This is a genomic window from Gloeocapsopsis crepidinum LEGE 06123, assembly GCF_015207655.1.
Classification (GTDB): Bacteria; Cyanobacteriota; Cyanobacteriia; order Cyanobacteriales; family Chroococcidiopsidaceae; genus Gloeocapsopsis; species Gloeocapsopsis crepidinum.
Window position 1 is genome coordinate 1 of sequence record NZ_JADEWN010000096.1, and the last position, 16,242, is coordinate 16,242.

Here is a 16,242-nt window from a genome sequence, read left to right on the forward strand (position 1 = left end):
CCCCTCACCCCTCACCCCTCTCTTCCGACTTAACCATCCTGTTAGCATTGCTAGCGCAAAAATTCCCAACATTGCTACGATAAGCAAAATTCTACCGCCTTCAAAAACACCTGCACCAAGCGCGACGATTGGCGGCGTGGAAATCGCGATACCAAGAATCAGCGCTAACATAAAACTACGCCATTTCATTTGCGTGAGTCCGACAGCATAAGCAACAAAGTCAAATAGCCCTGTCATTAAAAATCCCGTTACTAGAAAAATATTACGTTCTAAATACTTTTGGCTAAGTGAATCAACTCTACCCATAAACCTTTGTCCAACGAACTTTTGCACAAGATTGCGTCCATAGCGTTTAGCAATGTAAAAGTTGAGGTTGCACGCAACGAAATCAGCGATCGCAATCACGACAATTCCCTGAACAAAACCAAACAGCACTCCTGATAAAATTGAGTAAGCTGTGCTTGGTATTGCCGGAATAACAACACTCACCAACCGTAATAATACGACTGCCAAGGGTGCCCAAACACCAAGCTGATCGACATTTGCCCTAACTTGTTCAATTCCCACTCGATTGACAAACCAGATTCCGACAGCAACGAGTAAGACAATCAAACTCAGTTGAATGATTTTAATAATATTACGCTTCATCATTAGTTCTTTTGAGCGTCCTTAGATAGTTGCCCCATCTCCGTAAACCTAAATATAATTAGTCTGCGGAGGCAGACTTCGTTAGTGTAGCCACGAATTCTATTCGTTAGGGCTTAGTTATGATTTAAAGGTTAAATAACATATTGCAAATAATGCAACGTTGAGTAACAGCAATTACGTAATTAGACGGGCGATCGCCCACGATGCAAATGCGTTGGCGAAGCTATCTCATCAGCTAGGTTATCCTACAACTGCGAATGCCGTATTACATCGTCTAGTGCAAATGCAGTCAGCGAATCATGTTGTTTATGTAGCGAAAATTCTTAATTTTGGTGTAGTCGGTTGGATTCACGCGCACCTATGTTTACTTTTACAAACAAACTTACATGCCGAAATTGGTGGTTTGGTTGTTGATGAAAAATATCGTGAAAGTGGTATTGGTCGGCAATTGTTGTTACAAATAGAACAGTAGGCAAGTCAGCAAGGATGCGAAAGTGTGTATCTCCGCTCAAACATCATACGTCAGCAGGCACACATTTTCTATGAAAACATGGGCTACAGCTACATTAAAACTTCCCTTGCCTTTCAGAAGCATCTCTAATATTTTGGTAAACGCCTACTATTTAAACATCGTTCCATTACGTTTCAATTAAATTTGATGCAAGTTACATCTCCAGATTCGGTTTTTTTAGGTTTTCATGCTTTATCCGATGCAATCCGGATTAACGTTATTGAACTATTACGAGATCGCGAATTGTGTGTTTGCGAACTATGTGATGTTTTAGGTATTACGCAGTCGAAACTTTCTTTTCACCTCAAAACTTTGAAAGAAGCGGGTTTGGTGCGATCGCGTCAAGAAGGACGCTGGATCTACTACAGCTTGAATCTACCGCAATTCGTTATGTTAGAGCAATATTTAGCCGAATTCCGGCGTTTCAGTGCTATTATGTCCAGCCGTTCGTGTTCAGATTAGTTTTGTAAATCTCAAGCTTGATTGTTTACACTTATAGAATCTTTTTACTTGACAAATCAATTTTTTTTGAAATGATAGAGATATACTATCAACACCTGCCATCTAGGTGAGGTCAATGAACGTCACACTTAAAGAATTGGCGATTGCGCTACGCGCAGCACCCAAAGCGATCGCACTAGGGACGTTGGCTTTAACAGCTTGCACAACGACACCCAACACCTCAACGCAAACGGAAACCCAAACACAGCAGTCACCACAGCTAACCGCAGCAACCAACACCGCAGATACATCAGTTAGAGTTGATGGATCGAGTACGGTTTATCCGATTACCCAAGCTGTAGCGAAAGAATTTCAATCGACTCAAGATAGTCAAGCACAAATCTCAGTTGATTTTTCAGGAACAAGCGGCGGCTTTGAAAAGTTTTGTGCTGGCGAAATTGATGTTGCTGGCGCTTCGCGTCCCATCTTAACCGCAGAAATGGAAGCTTGTAATAAAAATTCTGTCAGATACATTGAGCTTCCTGTTGCCTTTGACGCACTAACAATCGCCGTTCATCCCCAGAACAATTGGGCGCAAGACATTACTGTTGCTGAGTTAAAAAGAATGTGGGAACCAGCAGCAGAAGGTAAGATTACTCGTTGGAATCAAGTACGATCTTCATGGCCCGATCGCCCATTTAAATTGTATGGTGCAGGCAGACAATCGGGTACATTTGATTACTTTACTGAGGCAGTAGTAGGTGAAACAAGAGCTAGCCGCAACGACTATATAGCAAGTGAAGACGATAATGTTTTAGTTGAAGGAATCAGCAAAGATCCTGATGCTTTAGGTTATTTTGGTTTTTCCTACTTAGAAGAAAATCAAAACAAATTAAAAGCTTTAGCAGTCGATAACGGCGCAGGTGCAGTGGTACCCTCGCGCAAAACAGTAGAAAACAACGAATATCAACCGCTGTCGCGTCCTTTATTCATTTATGTTAATGCCCAGTACGCACAGAAGAAACCTGCTGTCAAAGATTTTGTGAATTTCTACAACAAGCAAGCCCCAACGCTAGTAAGTTCAGTAGGTTATGTCCCCTTACCTGAAGAAGCGTATGACTTAAATGAGAGACATTTCTACACCGGAAAAGTTGGAACAGTGTTTGAGGGAGAAGCAGAACTCAACATCACAATTAGCGAATTATTACGCAGACAAGCAAAGTTTTAGTTATCAGATTCAAGTATTAGGTAAGGAAGGGTAATGGGTAATAGGTAATCGGTCATAAATATTATTTTCAGTTGAGATCTTTCTATTTTCTTCCTTCGTGTCCTTTGCGCCCTTCGTGGTTCGTTCAAACAATGAGTACAAAGAATCCTCAAGCAAATCGAGTAGCAGTTAAAGCTGGTAGTCATCTCAGTTTTTTTGAAAAATACCTTACTGTTTGGGTGTTCTTGTGTATTTTTGCAGGAATTTTACTCGGTAGGTTATTTCCTGGGGTTGCGGTTACGTTAGATGCAATGAGTATCTATCAAGTGTCAATTCCGATCGCGATATGTCTCTTTTTTATGATGTATCCGATCATGGTAAAGATTGACTTTACTCAAGCAAAAAATGCGATCCGTGCCCCAAAACCTGTCATTCTAACTTTAGTGGTGAATTGGTTAATTAAACCGTTCACAATGGTAGCGTTTGCCCAGTTTTTCTTAGGGTGGTTATTTCGTAACTTCCTCACAGGTACGGAACTGATTCGCGGCGTCGAAGTTGGCTTAGCAAATTCTTACATTGCTGGCACAATTCTACTCGGAATTGCCCCATGTACAGCCATGGTGTTGATGTGGGGATACTTATCTTACAGCAATCAGGGACATACCTTAGTCATGGTAGCGGTAAACTCGCTGGCAATGCTGTTTTTGTATGCACCTTTGGGGCGATGGTTACTTGCAGCAAATGATTTAACTGTACCTTGGCAAACAATTGTTTTATCGGTATTGATTTACGTAGGCTTACCTTTGATTGCAGGAATGTACAGCCGTTACTGGATTTTTAAACATAAAGGTAGAGAGTGGTTTGAGCGTAGGTTTCTCAAATATTTGAGTCCGATTGCAATTACTGCGTTACTTGTCACTTTGGTATTGCTATTTTCCTTCAAAGGCGATCTCATTGTTAGCAATCCACTGCACATTTTACTCATTGCAGTTCCATTATTTATTCAGACAAACTTCATTTTCTTAATTACGTATGTTGCCGCACTGAAAATGAAATTGTCATACGAAGATGCTGCACCAGCGGCGCTAATTGGTGCGAGTAATCACTTTGAAGTTGCGATCGCCACAGCAGTCACCCTTTTTGGTTTAAATTCAGGTGCAGCCCTTGCTACAGTAGTCGGTGTTTTAATCGAAGTACCTGTGATGTTGATGTTGGTTGAAGTGTGTAAGCGAACCGCAGCATGGTTTCCTAGAGAACCAGAAAAAGCCACTTTGAGAGATCCTCGTTGTGTTAGTGCTTACAAGTAATAAGTCTGAAGAGATGACATTTAATCACAAACCACGCATTTTGTTTTTGTACGGTTCTTTACGCGAACGTTCTTACAGTCGTCTGTTAGCAGAAGAAGCTGCAAGAATCATTGAGGAATTTGGTGCAGAAGTGCGGTTTTTCGATCCGCGTGAGTTACCTGTTCATAGCAGCGTACCGGATACTCATCACAAGGTACAAGAACTTCGAGAATTAAGTTTATGGTCAGAAGGACAAGTTTGGTCGAGTCCTGAAATGCACGGTAATATCACCGGCATTATGAAAAATCAAATTGATTGGATTCCTCTAAGTTTAGGTGCAGTTAGACCAACACAGGGTAGAACGCTAGCTGTAATGCAAGTGAGTGGTGGTTCGCAGTCATTTAATGCAGTCAATACACTGCGAATCTTAGGGCGTTGGATGCGGATGTTTACAATTCCAAATCAGTCTTCGGTTGCGAAAGCGTATCAAGAGTTTAACGACGACGGAACAATGAAAGATTCGCCGTATCGCGATCGCGTTTTTGATGTAATGGAGGAACTTTATAAATTCACACTGCTACTCCGCGACAAAGTTGATTATCTCACTGATCGCTACAGCGAACGTAAAGAAAAAGCGGCAAAAGAAGTTATCCAAATCGCCAATAGTGCTTTAGAAGTTAAAACGAACAACCAGTAAAACTATGAAAAAAGTGATGTTTGTGTGCAAGAAAAACTCGCGCCGTTCCCAAATGGCAGAAGGATTTGCGCGTACAATCGGAGAAGGTAAAATAGCTGTTACAAGTTCTGGCTTAGAAGCAAGTGCAGTAGATCCGATAACTGTAGAAGTCATGTCGGAAGTTGGCATTGATATTAGCAATCAAACATCCAAGCCTTTAAATGATTTCGATCCGCAAGATTACGATGCTGTGATTTCATTATGTGGGTGTGGTGTCAACTTACCCGAAGCATGGGTACTCCGCCCAGTTTTCCAAGATTGGCAACTCGATGATCCTGAAGGCGAATCGGTAGATAAATTCCGTGAAGTACGCGAACAAGTCAAGCAAAGAGTTGAAAAGCTAATTCAGTCTATGAGTTAGGTTCTTGGTGAATACATAATCACAAAAACACCTGCGATGGCAATTACTGCACCTAAAATATCAAACTTGTCTGGAGGATTGCGGTCAACTTGCCAACCCCAAAACAACGACAAAAAGAGAAATACACCGCTATAAGCTGCATAAACTCTACCAAAATTTGCCGGTTGGAGAGTGGGAACAATTCCATAAAGAAACAATAGTATCGCACCCAGCAAACCAAGCCAAAAACTTTTTTCTTGCCGCAACCATAGCCATATTAAGTATCCGCCACCAATCTCGCATAGTCCAGCAACCACAAAATAGAATAGCGATTTAGCAATTTCCATAGCATCTTGTTTAGGATCAATCTAGTTCTAGGCAAAATAATGAATTGCTATAACTTTACCTGGTTTGACTGGTTCTGTTTGTGGTATCCACCAGGGTGGTTAATTTTATTCAACCGCCACTGGCAACATTATCATGCTGATCCTGATGGTTGGAATTGGCTAGAGTACATTCTATTTCTCATCCCCTGCGGGTTTTATCTAGCTTTGTTTATCCGCTGGTTACGTTTGGGTTGTCGTTTTCCTAGAATTCAAAGTTATACATTCGATCCGTACTATCAGCAAGCATTCCGCGATGAGATTCTTAGTCCTATCGTTAAATTTTACTTTCGGGCTGAGCTAAAACAATTAGAAAACTTGCCGAAAAAAGCGCCGTTACTTGTCGCAATGAATCATGCGGGAATGTGTTTTCCGTGGGATTTTCTTGTACTCGGTTATCTCTTATCAGAAACACGCAATTGGACTGTACAACCACTCGCAGGTGTCGCATTATTCGATCACCCTTGGATGAGGTGGTGGCTACCCTCTGGATGGGCGCAAGTTTTAGGTGGAGTTAGGGCAAAACGCGATGATTTTGAAGCGGCATTAGCACAAGAAACAGTTTTATTATACGCACCTGAAGGCTTACGCGGACCAATGAAAGGATGGTCTAAAAAACATCAATTAGAAACGTTTGATTCAAGTTTTATTCAATTGAGCGATCGCTACAATATCCCGATTCTTCCCGTTGTTTGTCTTGGTAATGAATATCTACATCCTTGGGCAATTCATTTCAAAGCTTTAGCCAAGAAACTTTATCTTCCTTTTTTACCTATTTCCCCTTTAATTCCCTTGTTTGCTCTTTTTCCTTCAATGGGAGTTTGGGCAATGCGATCGCGCTTATGTTACTTCATTCAACCTGTGTATAAAACTGAGTTGAAAGCAGATGGTAATATGAGAATGCGATCGCGTGCTTATCAAGAAGCACAATCCTTACGTGAGAAAATGCAAACTTTAATCAATCAATTATTACAATAAATATCTGATCTCTAATGAATTTACTTGGAATAGAAATATCTACAGAGCGGCTGATATTAAAACCAATATCAATGATCTACAAAGAGGTAATTTTCTCAGAGTTTACGGAAGAGATTACTACTTATATGTATCCATGCCCAGCTCAAGATATTTCAGAAACAGAAGCCTTTATTAGTGACTCCATCGGCGAAATGGTAGATAGTTGGGGTTTGACATTTGTTATTTTGAAAAGAGAGTGTCAAGAGTTTTTAGGTTGTGCTGGTTTTCATCGTATAGACCGGAAAAATCCAGAATTAGGAATTTGGCTCAAAAAAACAGCACATGGTAATAAATATGGATTAGAGGCAGTTACAGCTATTAAGAACTGGGCTGACAAAAACTTAGACTATAAATATCTACGTTATCCAGTTGACAAAGCAAATATTGCCAGTCGAAAAATTCCTGAAGCTTTGGGAGGAAAGATTGTTGATGAATACTACAAAATAAATATGAGTGGCAAATCTCTAAACATAGTAGAGTATAGAATTAATAGAGCAAAAAAAAGTAGAAATCCAATCACGTTAAACTGGATTCAGTTATTTTCACCAAAGCGATAACCTTTGCCATAAACGGTGTGAATCAGCGGCGTTTCTCCTGGGGCTTCAACTTTACGACGTAGCAAGCGAATTAAAGCCGCAAGGACATTACTACTCGGTGGTTCGCCATCACCCCATAAATGTTGTTGAATTTGTGTATGCGTTAGTAAATGCCCAGTATTACGCATAAAGTATTCGAGTAGTTGACTTTCTTTTTCTGATAATTCAATCATTCGTTCTTGACGATACGCTAGCTGATTTTCGCAATCAAGTTCCAAATCAGCAACTTGCAGCTTTTGAGATGTCGATGTTGTCACCTCACTACCCGATCGCCGCAACAAAGCCCGAACTCTTGCAAGTAACTCGCGTAATTCAAACGGTTTAACGAGATAATCATCTGCACCTGCATCTAAACCTTGAACGCGATCGTCTACAGTATCTTTAGCCGTGAGAAAAAGTACAGGTGTTGTCTGTCCTTTACGTCGCACCTCCTGACAAATTTCTAAACCAGTTCTAAACGGCAGCATCCAGTCTAAAATTAAGAGGTCATAGCTTTTTTGTGCCGCTAATTCACTACCAGTTGCGCCATCATAAGCAGCGTCAACGCTGTAACCTTCGCGGCTAAGAACGCGACTCAAAGGATCAGTCAGTTCAACTTCGTCGTCAACCAAAAGAATTCGCATAATGAGGGGTGAGGAGTGAGGAGTGAGGGGTGAGGGTATAGAATTTGTGTTAGTTTTAGTAACTCCTCATTTTGATTCTTATGCTTACTGTGGCATTGCCGAAAGGCGCTCTTTTGAAAGATAGCATTAGCTTATTGCAATCTGTAGGATTAGATTTTAGTGCCTTTTTGGATTCTGCTAATCGGCAACTGCAAATTCAAGATCCGACAGGAAAAGCACAAGCATTACTCGTGCGAACGCATGATGTTCCTGTATACGTAGAATATGGTCAAGCCCAGTTGGGAATTGCAGGTTACGACGTAATACGAGAAAAGAAACCCCAAGTTGCACATTTAATCGATTTAGGATACGGTCGCTGTCGGATGTCAGTAGCAGTGAAAGCATCGAGTCCATATCGTTCGGCGGTAGAATTACCAACCAACAGTCGAGTTGCGTCTAAGTTCGTCCATTGTGCGCGTGAATACTTTGATAGTATCGATTTACCTGTCGAAATTGTGCCCTTATACGGTTCAGTCGAATTAGGACCAATTACCGGAATGTCCGAGGCGATCGTTGATTTAGTTTCTACTGGGCGGACTTTGCGCGAGAATGGCTTAATTGAGATTGAAATACTTTACGAAAGCACCGCACGATTAATTGCTCATCCATTAAGTTATCGGTTAAATACTGATAATTTGAGTGAAGTCATAGAAAAGATTCGTTCTCATATTTTAGCCGCAGTTTAGTATTAGATAAACAATGTTTGACATGTTGTCTTTATACATAAATTTTGCATCAAGCTAGAATACCCCCATGCGTCTAAAGTTTGATTCATAAATCGATATGGAAAAGCAAACTATTGATTTTGATGCTGATCCAGTTGCTAGCACAGAATATGACGATCGCGCGCGTAAGGCACTTCCTGGATATGAAGTAATGCATACAATGGCATTGTCATTTTTAAAATCGCATTTACCTGAAACGGCAAATTTGTTAATTGTCGGTGCTGGTACGGGAATGGAGTTGCTGAAGTTTAGTAAAAGTAACCCACAATGGCAATTACTAGGCGTCGATCCATCAAGTAACATGTTGGCGATCGCCCAACAAAAAATAGAACAAAACAAATTATCAAATCGCGTCAAGCTAGTTCAAGGCTACACCCACGATTTACCCGATACTCCACTTTATGACGCCGCAACGTGTATTTTAGTGATGCATTTTCTCCCAGATGACGGTAGTAAAATCGCTTTACTTCAAAGTATTGCCCAACGGTTGCAATCATCTGCCCCATTTATTTTAGTAGATATATTTGGTGAGAAAAGTTCGCGTGAATTCGAGCAAATAACTGCCATCATCAAACTATTCTGGCAAGAAATGGGAATACTCCCAGAACAAATAGATGAGGGTATAGAAACTATTAACAAAGGTGTTTATCCTGTTGCTGAATCACGCGCAATAGAACTATTACAACAAGCAGGTTTTGGCAATATCGTTAGGTTTTATACCGGACTTTGGGGTGGTGGTTGGGTAGCAGTAAAAAAATAGACTTTTTACCTAAATTCGAGCCTTGAGAAAAAATGATAAGTCTGCGGTCCTGAAAACTTCACTTTGCTCAGAATCACAGACTAGATTTTAAAATGCGATCGCGAATAATGCTGCTAGCTAAACGAAGTTCAGATAGTGTATGGACTTGTTATTAGAAAGTATTGTCCTGTTGTACGAAGGTACGCTTTGCTTGAGTAGCCCCGAAGGGAGTTGGAAGGTATCTTTAACTCTTGCGCCTATTCCAAGGTCCCCAAATGGCAAAGGTAATTCCAGGTCTATAAATGTTAAGGAACATTGTTTGACCATTCGGTGAAAAACAAGCTCCAGCGAACTCGGAAGTATTCAAAGCATTCCGCGCAAACGAGTAAATTTGCCCTTGAGAAGTCACTCCTCTCACAAATTGCTCACCTGCGCCATCTTCGCAAAGGAACAGATCGCTAAAAGGAGAAACGACAATGTTGTCTGGAAAATCTAGAACTTCTTGGCTGGGTGATTCGACAAACAGTTCAATAGTGCCTCCATCTTGACGAGTAGCACCAGGTATATAGCGCCAGACCTGACCAACTCCGGCAATACCACCATTAGTGCAGGTAAAGTACACTTCATTGTTGCCGAACCAAGCACCTTCCCCTCGACTGAACTGAGCAGCACCTTTGCTAAAGCCCTCGACTCTAACGGTATCAGCAGCAGGATCTGGGTCTTCAATCCGAACCCAATCGACTGCAAACTTTTGACCTACAGGAAACCCTACTCTAGTAATGGCTTGAGGTCGTCCCTGAATTCGCAGAGCTTCGAGAACTCCACTTGTCAAGTTACCAGGCTGTGTAGGAATAAAGCGGTAGAACAAACCATCTCCTCTATCTTCGGTTTCATAAACAATTCCGGTTCGAGGATCGATGGCAATAGCTTCGTGGTTAAAGCGACCCATAGCAACTAGGGGTTCTGGATTAACTATTCCCTGTGCAAGAGAGGGAACCTCAAAGTTATAGCCGTGACGTTTCGTCACATTGTTGGCATTTCCTGGTCGATTTGTTTCTGGAGTTGAGGTATTTTCTTCACAGCTAATCCAAGAATTCCACGGAGTTACTCCACCTGCACAGTTGCGATATGTCCCAGCTAAGGAAGCATAATCTCGAATTAACTTGCGATTTGCTCCGACAATTAAAGTTGTCGTTCCTCCTTTATTAGTAGGATCGTATTTAAGGTTGTCAGGAGCTTCAACACCAGTAGAGTCACCAGGACTATGCTCATGATTCCGCACTAGAATTGTCGTGTTTTGAGGTCCAGGGAAGGCAGCCATACCATCATGGCGATCCGGCACGAGTCTGCCATCACTCATTCTGTCACCAACTCGCGAAAAGGCACGGTATTGAAACCCACGAGGAAGATCGAGTAGACCATTGGGGTCTGAAATTAAGGGACCATATCCTTCAGCAAGAATAGTCTGACCATTAGCAACACGGGCGTAAAGCATCTGTAAAGGAGATGCAAGAACAGTTCCAGCAGTAGTGGTTCCTGCTAAGGTTAAAAAACGACGGCGTGAAAAAGACAAGGGTTCTGCTCTCTTTATGTCAACTATCGACGGTAGCAGTTTACTCAACACCGACTAAATGTAGCGAAAGATACGGTTAAGCTTAGATTAAAATTATTTTTAAGTATGAAAAACTAAATGAGAGAAATATTAAGATTTTAGAAGCTTTTACTCACTCTTCATTCAAAAAAGAAATAATTTGCTTGTTTTCCCTGTATTTTAGGCTTGCACCTAAGTATTAGTGAAATAGTAGCAAAAGAGTGAAGTTCAATTAGGAACTTGACTAACAATGATGAGTGTTTAGTACTTTTGTAATTGTAGGGTTTCCCTCTCAGGCATGGTGACTTAGCATGTGCTAGCGCTAAACTCGATAAGCGTGCCTTGTGCTTCAAAGATTAGTTTATTAGGTTTTAGCATGACTAGTTCAGCGCCACTTTCGCAGCCAGTGACACATCGTCGCCGCGAAAACGACTGGCGATTATTCTTACGGTTAGTTCCTTATGGACGTCGTCATGGGCGGTTGTTAATACTATCTATGTTGCTGCTTGTTCCCGTAGCGATCGCTGGCGCAGTGCAACCTTTGATTATTGGACAAGCAATTTCTCTGATTCGTCAAGAACCAAATGTGTATGAGTTTTTGCGGAATCGTCCTTTATCGGAAGGATTAGTACTACTAGAAGTTCTGTTACTAATCGCAATCATTGTCCGGCTGATCTTCACTAGCGTTCAAGGATACTTAGTCCAAAAAGTTGGACAACAAATTACTGCTGATATCCGCAACGACTTATTTGAACACGTTACTTCGCTTGCAGTGCGGTTTTTCGACCGTACCTCTGTAGGTAAGCTGATTACCCGCTTGACAAGCGATGTCGAAGCCCTAGGTGATGTTTTTACCACTGGTGCGATTGGAATTATCAGCGATGTTTTCTCAATGCTGGTAATTTTAATTACCATGTTCACTTTGCAGTGGCAACTTGCTTTAATGCTGACGTTGATGCTGTTTCCCGTGACAGGAGTAATTATTTATTTTCAGCAACAGTACCGCAAAGCAAACTACAAAGCCAGAGAAGAACTTTCGGTGCTAAATTCCACATTGCAAGAGAATATTACTGGTATCAATGTGGTGCAATTATTTCGACGAGAGAAATTCAATGCGCAACTATTTCGTACGACCAACCGACAATATGTGCGTGAAGTTGATAAAACCATCTTTCACGACTCAGCTGTGTCTGCAACATTAGAGTGGGTTGCATTAGTTGCGATCGCTGCTGTCCTGTGGTTAGGTGGCTTTTTTGTCCTACGCGAACAGTTGACTTTTGGTACGCTATCTGCATTTATTCTCTTTGCGCAACGTCTATTTGACCCCCTAAGACAATTTGCCGAAAAATTTACGGCGATTCAAGCAGGCTTCACCGCTGTAGAACGTGTCAGCGATATTCTTGATGAACCAATTGAAATTCGCGACCCAGAACATATTAAAAGTCAACACTCAGCACATAACTATCGCGATCGTCCCCCTCATTCCTCAATTGGAGAAATTCGCTTTGAACACGTTTGGTTTGCTTACAAAGATGATGATTACGTGATCAAAGATTTAAACTTTGTCATTCATCCTGGTGAAAAAGTTGCTTTAGTCGGTCCGACTGGTGCAGGTAAAAGCTCTATCATCAGACTATTGTGCCGCTTGTATGAACCAAGTCGCGGGCGGATTTTGGTTGATGGTATTGATGTTCGCGATCTACCACAGGCAGAACTAAGAAGTCGCATGGCAGTGATTCTGCAAGAAGGCTTTTTGTTCGCAGGAGATGTCAAAAGTAACATTACATTAGGTGATTCCTACTCCTTTGAAGAAATTACCACGGCTGCACAGCAAACGAATATCGATCAATTTATTGAACAATTACCCCAAAGTTACGATACTCAACTTCGAGAACGCGGCACCAATCTTTCAAGTGGTCAAAAACAACTTCTCGCTTTTGCCCGTGCAGCAATTCGCGATCCTCATATTCTTGTATTAGACGAAGCAACTGCAAGTTTAGACGTTGGCACAGAAGCTTTAATTCAAGATGCCTTGGATCAGTTACTTGTAGATCGCACAGCAATTATCATTGCGCACCGCCTATCAACTATCCGTAATGTCAATCGTATTTTTGTTCTCAAACGCGGTCAACTTGTTGAATCAGGCACTCATAAGGAATTACTACAGCAAGGCGGTTTATATGCCAGTCTGCACAATCTACAGATGCTAGGAACTGAGTAAAAACATTATTCAGAAAATTTTGTCGGACAGGCATTTTGCCATAAAAGAAAGTGGCTATTTCAAACGAAATAACCACCACTTTAACTAAGTTGAAAACTACCACAACAACTTAAATAAATGTACTCTTACCATCCTTGCGGCGAATACCGATGACTGATGGACGAGGTGGTCCCTGACGTTTACCTTCAATGTTACTAGGCCAATTGCTACCACGCGGTACAGTACGTTTTTGCTTAAAGAGCGTACCATCTAAGTTGAGCATCTCAATATCTCGACTAAGAGTCGCTTGCGGAGTATAAGGACAATCTTCACTAGGATGCTGCACGGCAATAATCAAGGTATCGTTGCCAACAAACGTTGGTCCTGTCATCTCGCAGCGCGGTGGACCATAAGCAAATGGTACGATTTCTCCAGCATCAGAACCACTTGTAGGAATGAAGAATAACCAATTGTTACCGAATACACCAATAAGGTTTGAAGTTTCTACATTCTGGTTGGAATCGATGACACTAGGCGATTCAGAACCTACAACCGTATGTTCGATATACAACGGCTCAGCGGCAGCACCAACATTAAAACCATTGTGTGCTGAGGTGGACATATCTGTCACGCCCCAAATATTGCCTTGGGGATCGAATGCTAAGTTATCTACGTTAGCAAAGCCATCTCCAGGTTCTGAAGCTGCTTCTCCACCTTTGACAAATCGCTCCCAACGGAAGGTCGTGCCAGTACTGTCTTCGCTATCTTCTATAATTTTGAAGAGCGCTCCTGAAGGCTGTGCAGCGGTTATAGCTTCACTATACTTAGAAACTATAAAAATCCGCGAATCAGGATAGCCATCACTTCCTGCAGCGCCATCAGTGTAAGCAATGAAGATTTCTCGTGGATTGCGAGGATTAACTTCTATATCTTCAGGACGTGCTGTTGGGGTTCCACCTACTACGTTAGCCGCAGGGAAAGCATCAACAAGGACTGCACCTTGACTGGTGTAGAAATCGGATAACTTTTTGCCTTTGTAAAGTGGAAGTACAGTATCTTCATTAGCGATAGTAACATCAACACTACCACCGTCTACCTCTTGACCAGTACTCATCCGGCTAGGTAGCTTTATCAGACCGTCTCTCGAAGCTGTACCCAAAGCTGCAAGTTCAACAGAAGCTAGAACAGATGGTGAAATAGGATTGGTAGCAGTACTTAACACAAGTGGAATCCATTCACCTGTTCCCTCAGCTTGATTAGGATCAGAAGGAGGATTGTATTTGGCAACGTACAAAGTTCCTTCTTCAAATAAAACACTGTTGTCTTTTCTGTTATTACCGTCAACTGGCTGTACAACAGTTCCTTTGCTGACAAACTTCCAGGTGTGACCGCCACGGCGATCGTCACCCATGTAGCCAATTAGCTTTTTGCCAATTTCTGCGCGGAAGGCAATGTTTTCATGACGGAAGCGACCGAGGGCAGTGTGCTTGCGGGGACGAAAATTAGGATTGTATGGATCGATTTCTACCATCCAACCGTATTTTTCACCAACTAAACCAAATTCAGCACCTGTAGTTTCTTCGATATAACCAACTTGAGTTCCATCGGAGTTAACGGCTTCGGTGACACCAACAAAGAAGGTTGAACTTCCTTGGAAGTTTTCCTCAGCAGACAGAATTGTATTCCAAGGGGTAGTACCGCCAGAACAATTATAAGCAGTCCCAATAATCTTATTACCTAAGCCATCAACACTCAGATTAAACACCTCTTTAGCGGCAGGTCCAGTCCCAATCAGATAGTTGTTATCTCCTTTTTGGTGGCTGGAGTTACCCCAAGATGTGACATTTTTGTACTGGTCGCTACGTTGGCTATTGATTGCTAAGCCGGAAAGACCATGAATGCGACGATTGTTAGGATCGCTAACTACCTGATAACGTCCGTTGTTATCTTTTGCAATCCGCACAATAGAACCCCCTACGTTGTAGAGGAATTCTCCTAAAAGTGCGCGGTTTTTTTCTGAAGCTTTGAATCCAATGACAGTAGGAAAAGCCTCAGGAAACTGTGATGTATCGGTGACATCTTCTGGTGTACCTGGTGCAAAAGTACTGATTGGGTAGCTGACGTATTCGTGGTTGACCCAAAGATAGCCATCGTTGAGGTTGCCCTGAATAGGAACAAACGAAGTATAGTCGCAGTTGAAGCCGAAATAATCGTTTTTGTTAGGGAAAACGCGATCGCCCCAGCGCACAATAACATACCGCTCGTACTCTGGCGGTACAATAACATCATCAAGAACAGTGTAAGTTGTTAATCTAACATCTGATGCTGGCTGTAATAGATTTCCTTTGCCAATTCCTATTGGTAAATAACTTACTTGGTTTTGATATATCGGTAAAGGATGCGGCAGACGTACAGGAGTAAAGCTCAAAGGTACAGTAGTCTGGGCATGAGTAAACCCATTACCTAATAATCTCTCTCCTAAGACAGGTGCTAATACAGCAGTACCAGCACTGGCTCCAAAGAACACAAGTAGCTGTCTGCGAGTAAGCTTAGACATGAATCTCCTCTTCTTGTCAGAATAGCTACAATAGCCATTGATAAGCTTGCACGGTGCGTACTAAGCTCAAACTTTTAATAGTTTTTGCAAAAGCTTATACCGTAGCTCGGCATTGTAAACTCACATTGTCACAGCTAACTACAATACCTATATAAGATTAAGGTTAGTTAATGTCCTAGTTAATACTATCTATTTGTTCTTTGAATACTTAATTACAGTACCCTAATAACAAAAAATGACAATTTTACTCAACTCAATAGTTGGCGCTCTTCAGTATTAACGAAAGAGTAATGCATACATGAACTTATATGCATATGTTAATTAGCCTTGTTTATGAACTAATGTGTAAAGCAAGTTAAACAAAATAAGTATTTAGGAAAGTTTAGATATAAAGAAGTTTCTTAACTACTCTAACTTGAAAATTAATTTATCCAATTGATATGAATAGGCAGTTGCAGGTGTATAGGAGAAAATATTACAGCCTATTGCAAGTTTATGAGGTACAGTAAGAGGAGTACACAAATGAAGTCTAATGAAACCGTACTCGCTCGACTTGCGAGAAAAAATAGTTAAGGCATACACACAAGGTGACACCTCAATCAG

Annotated in this window: 16 protein-coding genes; 11 read left to right on the plus strand and 5 right to left on the minus strand. The window is 41.5% G+C overall.

Annotated elements, in window-relative coordinates:
• On the minus strand, window positions 1-651 hold a 651-nt coding region (locus IQ230_RS24530; RefSeq protein WP_193934832.1), incomplete at its 3' end, for a TVP38/TMEM64 family protein.
• Window positions 652-808: 157 nt separating this feature from the next.
• Between IQ230_RS24530 and IQ230_RS24535 the strand changes: the two genes are divergently transcribed.
• The 6 genes from IQ230_RS24535 (at window position 809) to arsC (ending at window position 5,190) form a co-directional block, all read left to right on the plus strand.
• Complete coding sequence (locus IQ230_RS24535; protein ID WP_193934833.1) at window positions 809-1,120, plus strand: GNAT family N-acetyltransferase; 312 nt, start codon at window positions 809-811, stop codon at window positions 1,118-1,120.
• A 186-nt stretch (window positions 1,121-1,306) separates the two neighbouring features.
• Window positions 1,307-1,621: an ArsR/SmtB family transcription factor gene (locus tag IQ230_RS24540; protein WP_193934834.1), complete on the plus strand. Its 315-nt coding sequence runs from the start codon at window positions 1,307-1,309 to the stop codon at window positions 1,619-1,621.
• A 115-nt stretch (window positions 1,622-1,736) separates the two neighbouring features.
• Entirely contained in the window at window positions 1,737-2,828 is a 1,092-nt protein-coding gene (locus IQ230_RS24545; protein WP_193934835.1) for a PstS family phosphate ABC transporter substrate-binding protein, read from the plus strand.
• Window positions 2,829-2,959: 131 nt separating this feature from the next.
• On the plus strand, window positions 2,960-4,114 hold the full coding sequence (gene arsB / locus IQ230_RS24550) for an ACR3 family arsenite efflux transporter (RefSeq protein WP_193934836.1): 1,155 nt from the start codon (window positions 2,960-2,962) through the stop codon (window positions 4,112-4,114).
• A 13-nt stretch (window positions 4,115-4,127) separates the two neighbouring features.
• Window positions 4,128-4,790 carry an arsenical resistance protein ArsH gene (gene arsH, locus IQ230_RS24555; RefSeq protein ID WP_193934837.1) on the plus strand — a complete coding sequence of 221 codons (663 nt, stop codon included), beginning with the start codon at window positions 4,128-4,130 and terminating at the stop codon, window positions 4,788-4,790.
• A gap of 4 nt (window positions 4,791-4,794) precedes the next feature.
• On the plus strand, window positions 4,795-5,190 hold the full coding sequence (gene arsC / locus IQ230_RS24560) for an arsenate reductase, glutathione/glutaredoxin type (protein WP_193934838.1): 396 nt from the start codon (window positions 4,795-4,797) through the stop codon (window positions 5,188-5,190).
• Here arsC and IQ230_RS24565 read toward each other — a convergent pair.
• Entirely contained in the window at window positions 5,187-5,516 is a 330-nt protein-coding gene (locus IQ230_RS24565) for a YnfA family protein (protein WP_193934839.1), read from the minus strand. The genes arsC and IQ230_RS24565 overlap by 4 nt on opposite strands.
• A gap of 39 nt (window positions 5,517-5,555) precedes the next feature.
• Here IQ230_RS24565 and IQ230_RS24570 point away from each other — a divergent pair, with 39 nt between their 5' ends.
• Both IQ230_RS24570 and IQ230_RS24575 read left to right on the plus strand, forming a co-directional pair.
• Window positions 5,556-6,530 (plus strand): 1-acyl-sn-glycerol-3-phosphate acyltransferase, encoded by a 975-nt coding sequence (locus tag IQ230_RS24570; RefSeq protein ID WP_193934840.1) that lies wholly within the window; start codon window positions 5,556-5,558, stop codon window positions 6,528-6,530.
• A gap of 14 nt (window positions 6,531-6,544) precedes the next feature.
• On the plus strand, window positions 6,545-7,126 hold the full coding sequence (locus IQ230_RS24575) for a GNAT family N-acetyltransferase (protein WP_193934841.1): 582 nt from the start codon (window positions 6,545-6,547) through the stop codon (window positions 7,124-7,126).
• Here IQ230_RS24575 and rppA read toward each other — a convergent pair.
• Entirely contained in the window at window positions 7,102-7,788 is a 687-nt protein-coding gene (rppA, locus tag IQ230_RS24580) for a two-component system response regulator RppA (RefSeq protein ID WP_193934842.1), read from the minus strand. The genes IQ230_RS24575 and rppA overlap by 25 nt on opposite strands.
• Before the next feature lie 80 nt (window positions 7,789-7,868).
• On the opposite strand from rppA, the gene hisG reads away from it, so the two are divergent.
• Both hisG and IQ230_RS24590 read left to right on the plus strand, forming a co-directional pair.
• Entirely contained in the window at window positions 7,869-8,513 is a 645-nt protein-coding gene (gene hisG / locus IQ230_RS24585; RefSeq protein ID WP_193934843.1) for an ATP phosphoribosyltransferase, read from the plus strand.
• A 97-nt stretch (window positions 8,514-8,610) separates the two neighbouring features.
• The gene (locus IQ230_RS24590) at window positions 8,611-9,312 is read left to right on the plus strand and encodes a class I SAM-dependent methyltransferase (protein ID WP_193934844.1); all 702 of its coding nucleotides are present in this window, start codon (window positions 8,611-8,613) and stop codon (window positions 9,310-9,312) included.
• A gap of 223 nt (window positions 9,313-9,535) precedes the next feature.
• Here the strand turns inward: IQ230_RS24590 and IQ230_RS24595 are convergent, their stop codons facing one another.
• Window positions 9,536-10,864, minus strand: a complete 1,329-nt coding sequence (locus IQ230_RS24595) for an alkaline phosphatase PhoX (protein WP_193934845.1) — start codon at window positions 10,862-10,864, stop codon at window positions 9,536-9,538.
• Between the two features lie 394 nt (window positions 10,865-11,258).
• Here IQ230_RS24595 and IQ230_RS24600 point away from each other — a divergent pair, with 394 nt between their 5' ends.
• Complete coding sequence (locus IQ230_RS24600) at window positions 11,259-13,103, plus strand: ABC transporter ATP-binding protein (protein ID WP_193934846.1); 1,845 nt, start codon at window positions 11,259-11,261, stop codon at window positions 13,101-13,103.
• Between the two features lie 109 nt (window positions 13,104-13,212).
• On the opposite strand, the gene IQ230_RS24605 is transcribed toward IQ230_RS24600, so the two are convergent.
• On the minus strand, window positions 13,213-15,639 hold the full coding sequence (locus tag IQ230_RS24605) for a PhoX family protein (protein WP_193934847.1): 2,427 nt from the start codon (window positions 15,637-15,639) through the stop codon (window positions 13,213-13,215).
• Window positions 15,640-16,242 lie beyond the last annotated feature (603 nt).

Bases quoted from the DNA above. Each gene is read 5' to 3' on its own strand.
- hisG (WP_193934843.1), top strand. From the start codon at position 7,869: ATGCTTACTGTGGCATTGCCGAAAGGCGCTCTTTTGAAAGATAGCATT.
- arsB (WP_193934836.1), top strand. From the start codon at position 2,960: ATGAGTACAAAGAATCCTCAAGCAAATCGAGTAGCAGTTAAAGCTGGT.
- IQ230_RS24570 (WP_193934840.1), top strand. From the start codon at position 5,556: ATGAATTGCTATAACTTTACCTGGTTTGACTGGTTCTGTTTGTGGTAT.
- IQ230_RS24545 (WP_193934835.1), top strand. From the start codon at position 1,737: ATGAACGTCACACTTAAAGAATTGGCGATTGCGCTACGCGCAGCACCC.
- IQ230_RS24565 (WP_193934839.1), bottom strand. From the start codon at position 5,516: ATGGAAATTGCTAAATCGCTATTCTATTTTGTGGTTGCTGGACTATGC.
- arsC (WP_193934838.1), top strand. From the start codon at position 4,795: ATGAAAAAAGTGATGTTTGTGTGCAAGAAAAACTCGCGCCGTTCCCAA.
- IQ230_RS24575 (WP_193934841.1), top strand. From the start codon at position 6,545: ATGAATTTACTTGGAATAGAAATATCTACAGAGCGGCTGATATTAAAA.
- rppA (WP_193934842.1), bottom strand. From the start codon at position 7,788: ATGCGAATTCTTTTGGTTGACGACGAAGTTGAACTGACTGATCCTTTG.
- IQ230_RS24605 (WP_193934847.1), bottom strand. From the start codon at position 15,639: ATGTCTAAGCTTACTCGCAGACAGCTACTTGTGTTCTTTGGAGCCAGT.
- IQ230_RS24590 (WP_193934844.1), top strand. From the start codon at position 8,611: ATGGAAAAGCAAACTATTGATTTTGATGCTGATCCAGTTGCTAGCACA.
- IQ230_RS24600 (WP_193934846.1), top strand. From the start codon at position 11,259: ATGACTAGTTCAGCGCCACTTTCGCAGCCAGTGACACATCGTCGCCGC.
- IQ230_RS24540 (WP_193934834.1), top strand. From the start codon at position 1,307: ATGCAAGTTACATCTCCAGATTCGGTTTTTTTAGGTTTTCATGCTTTA.
- arsH (WP_193934837.1), top strand. From the start codon at position 4,128: ATGACATTTAATCACAAACCACGCATTTTGTTTTTGTACGGTTCTTTA.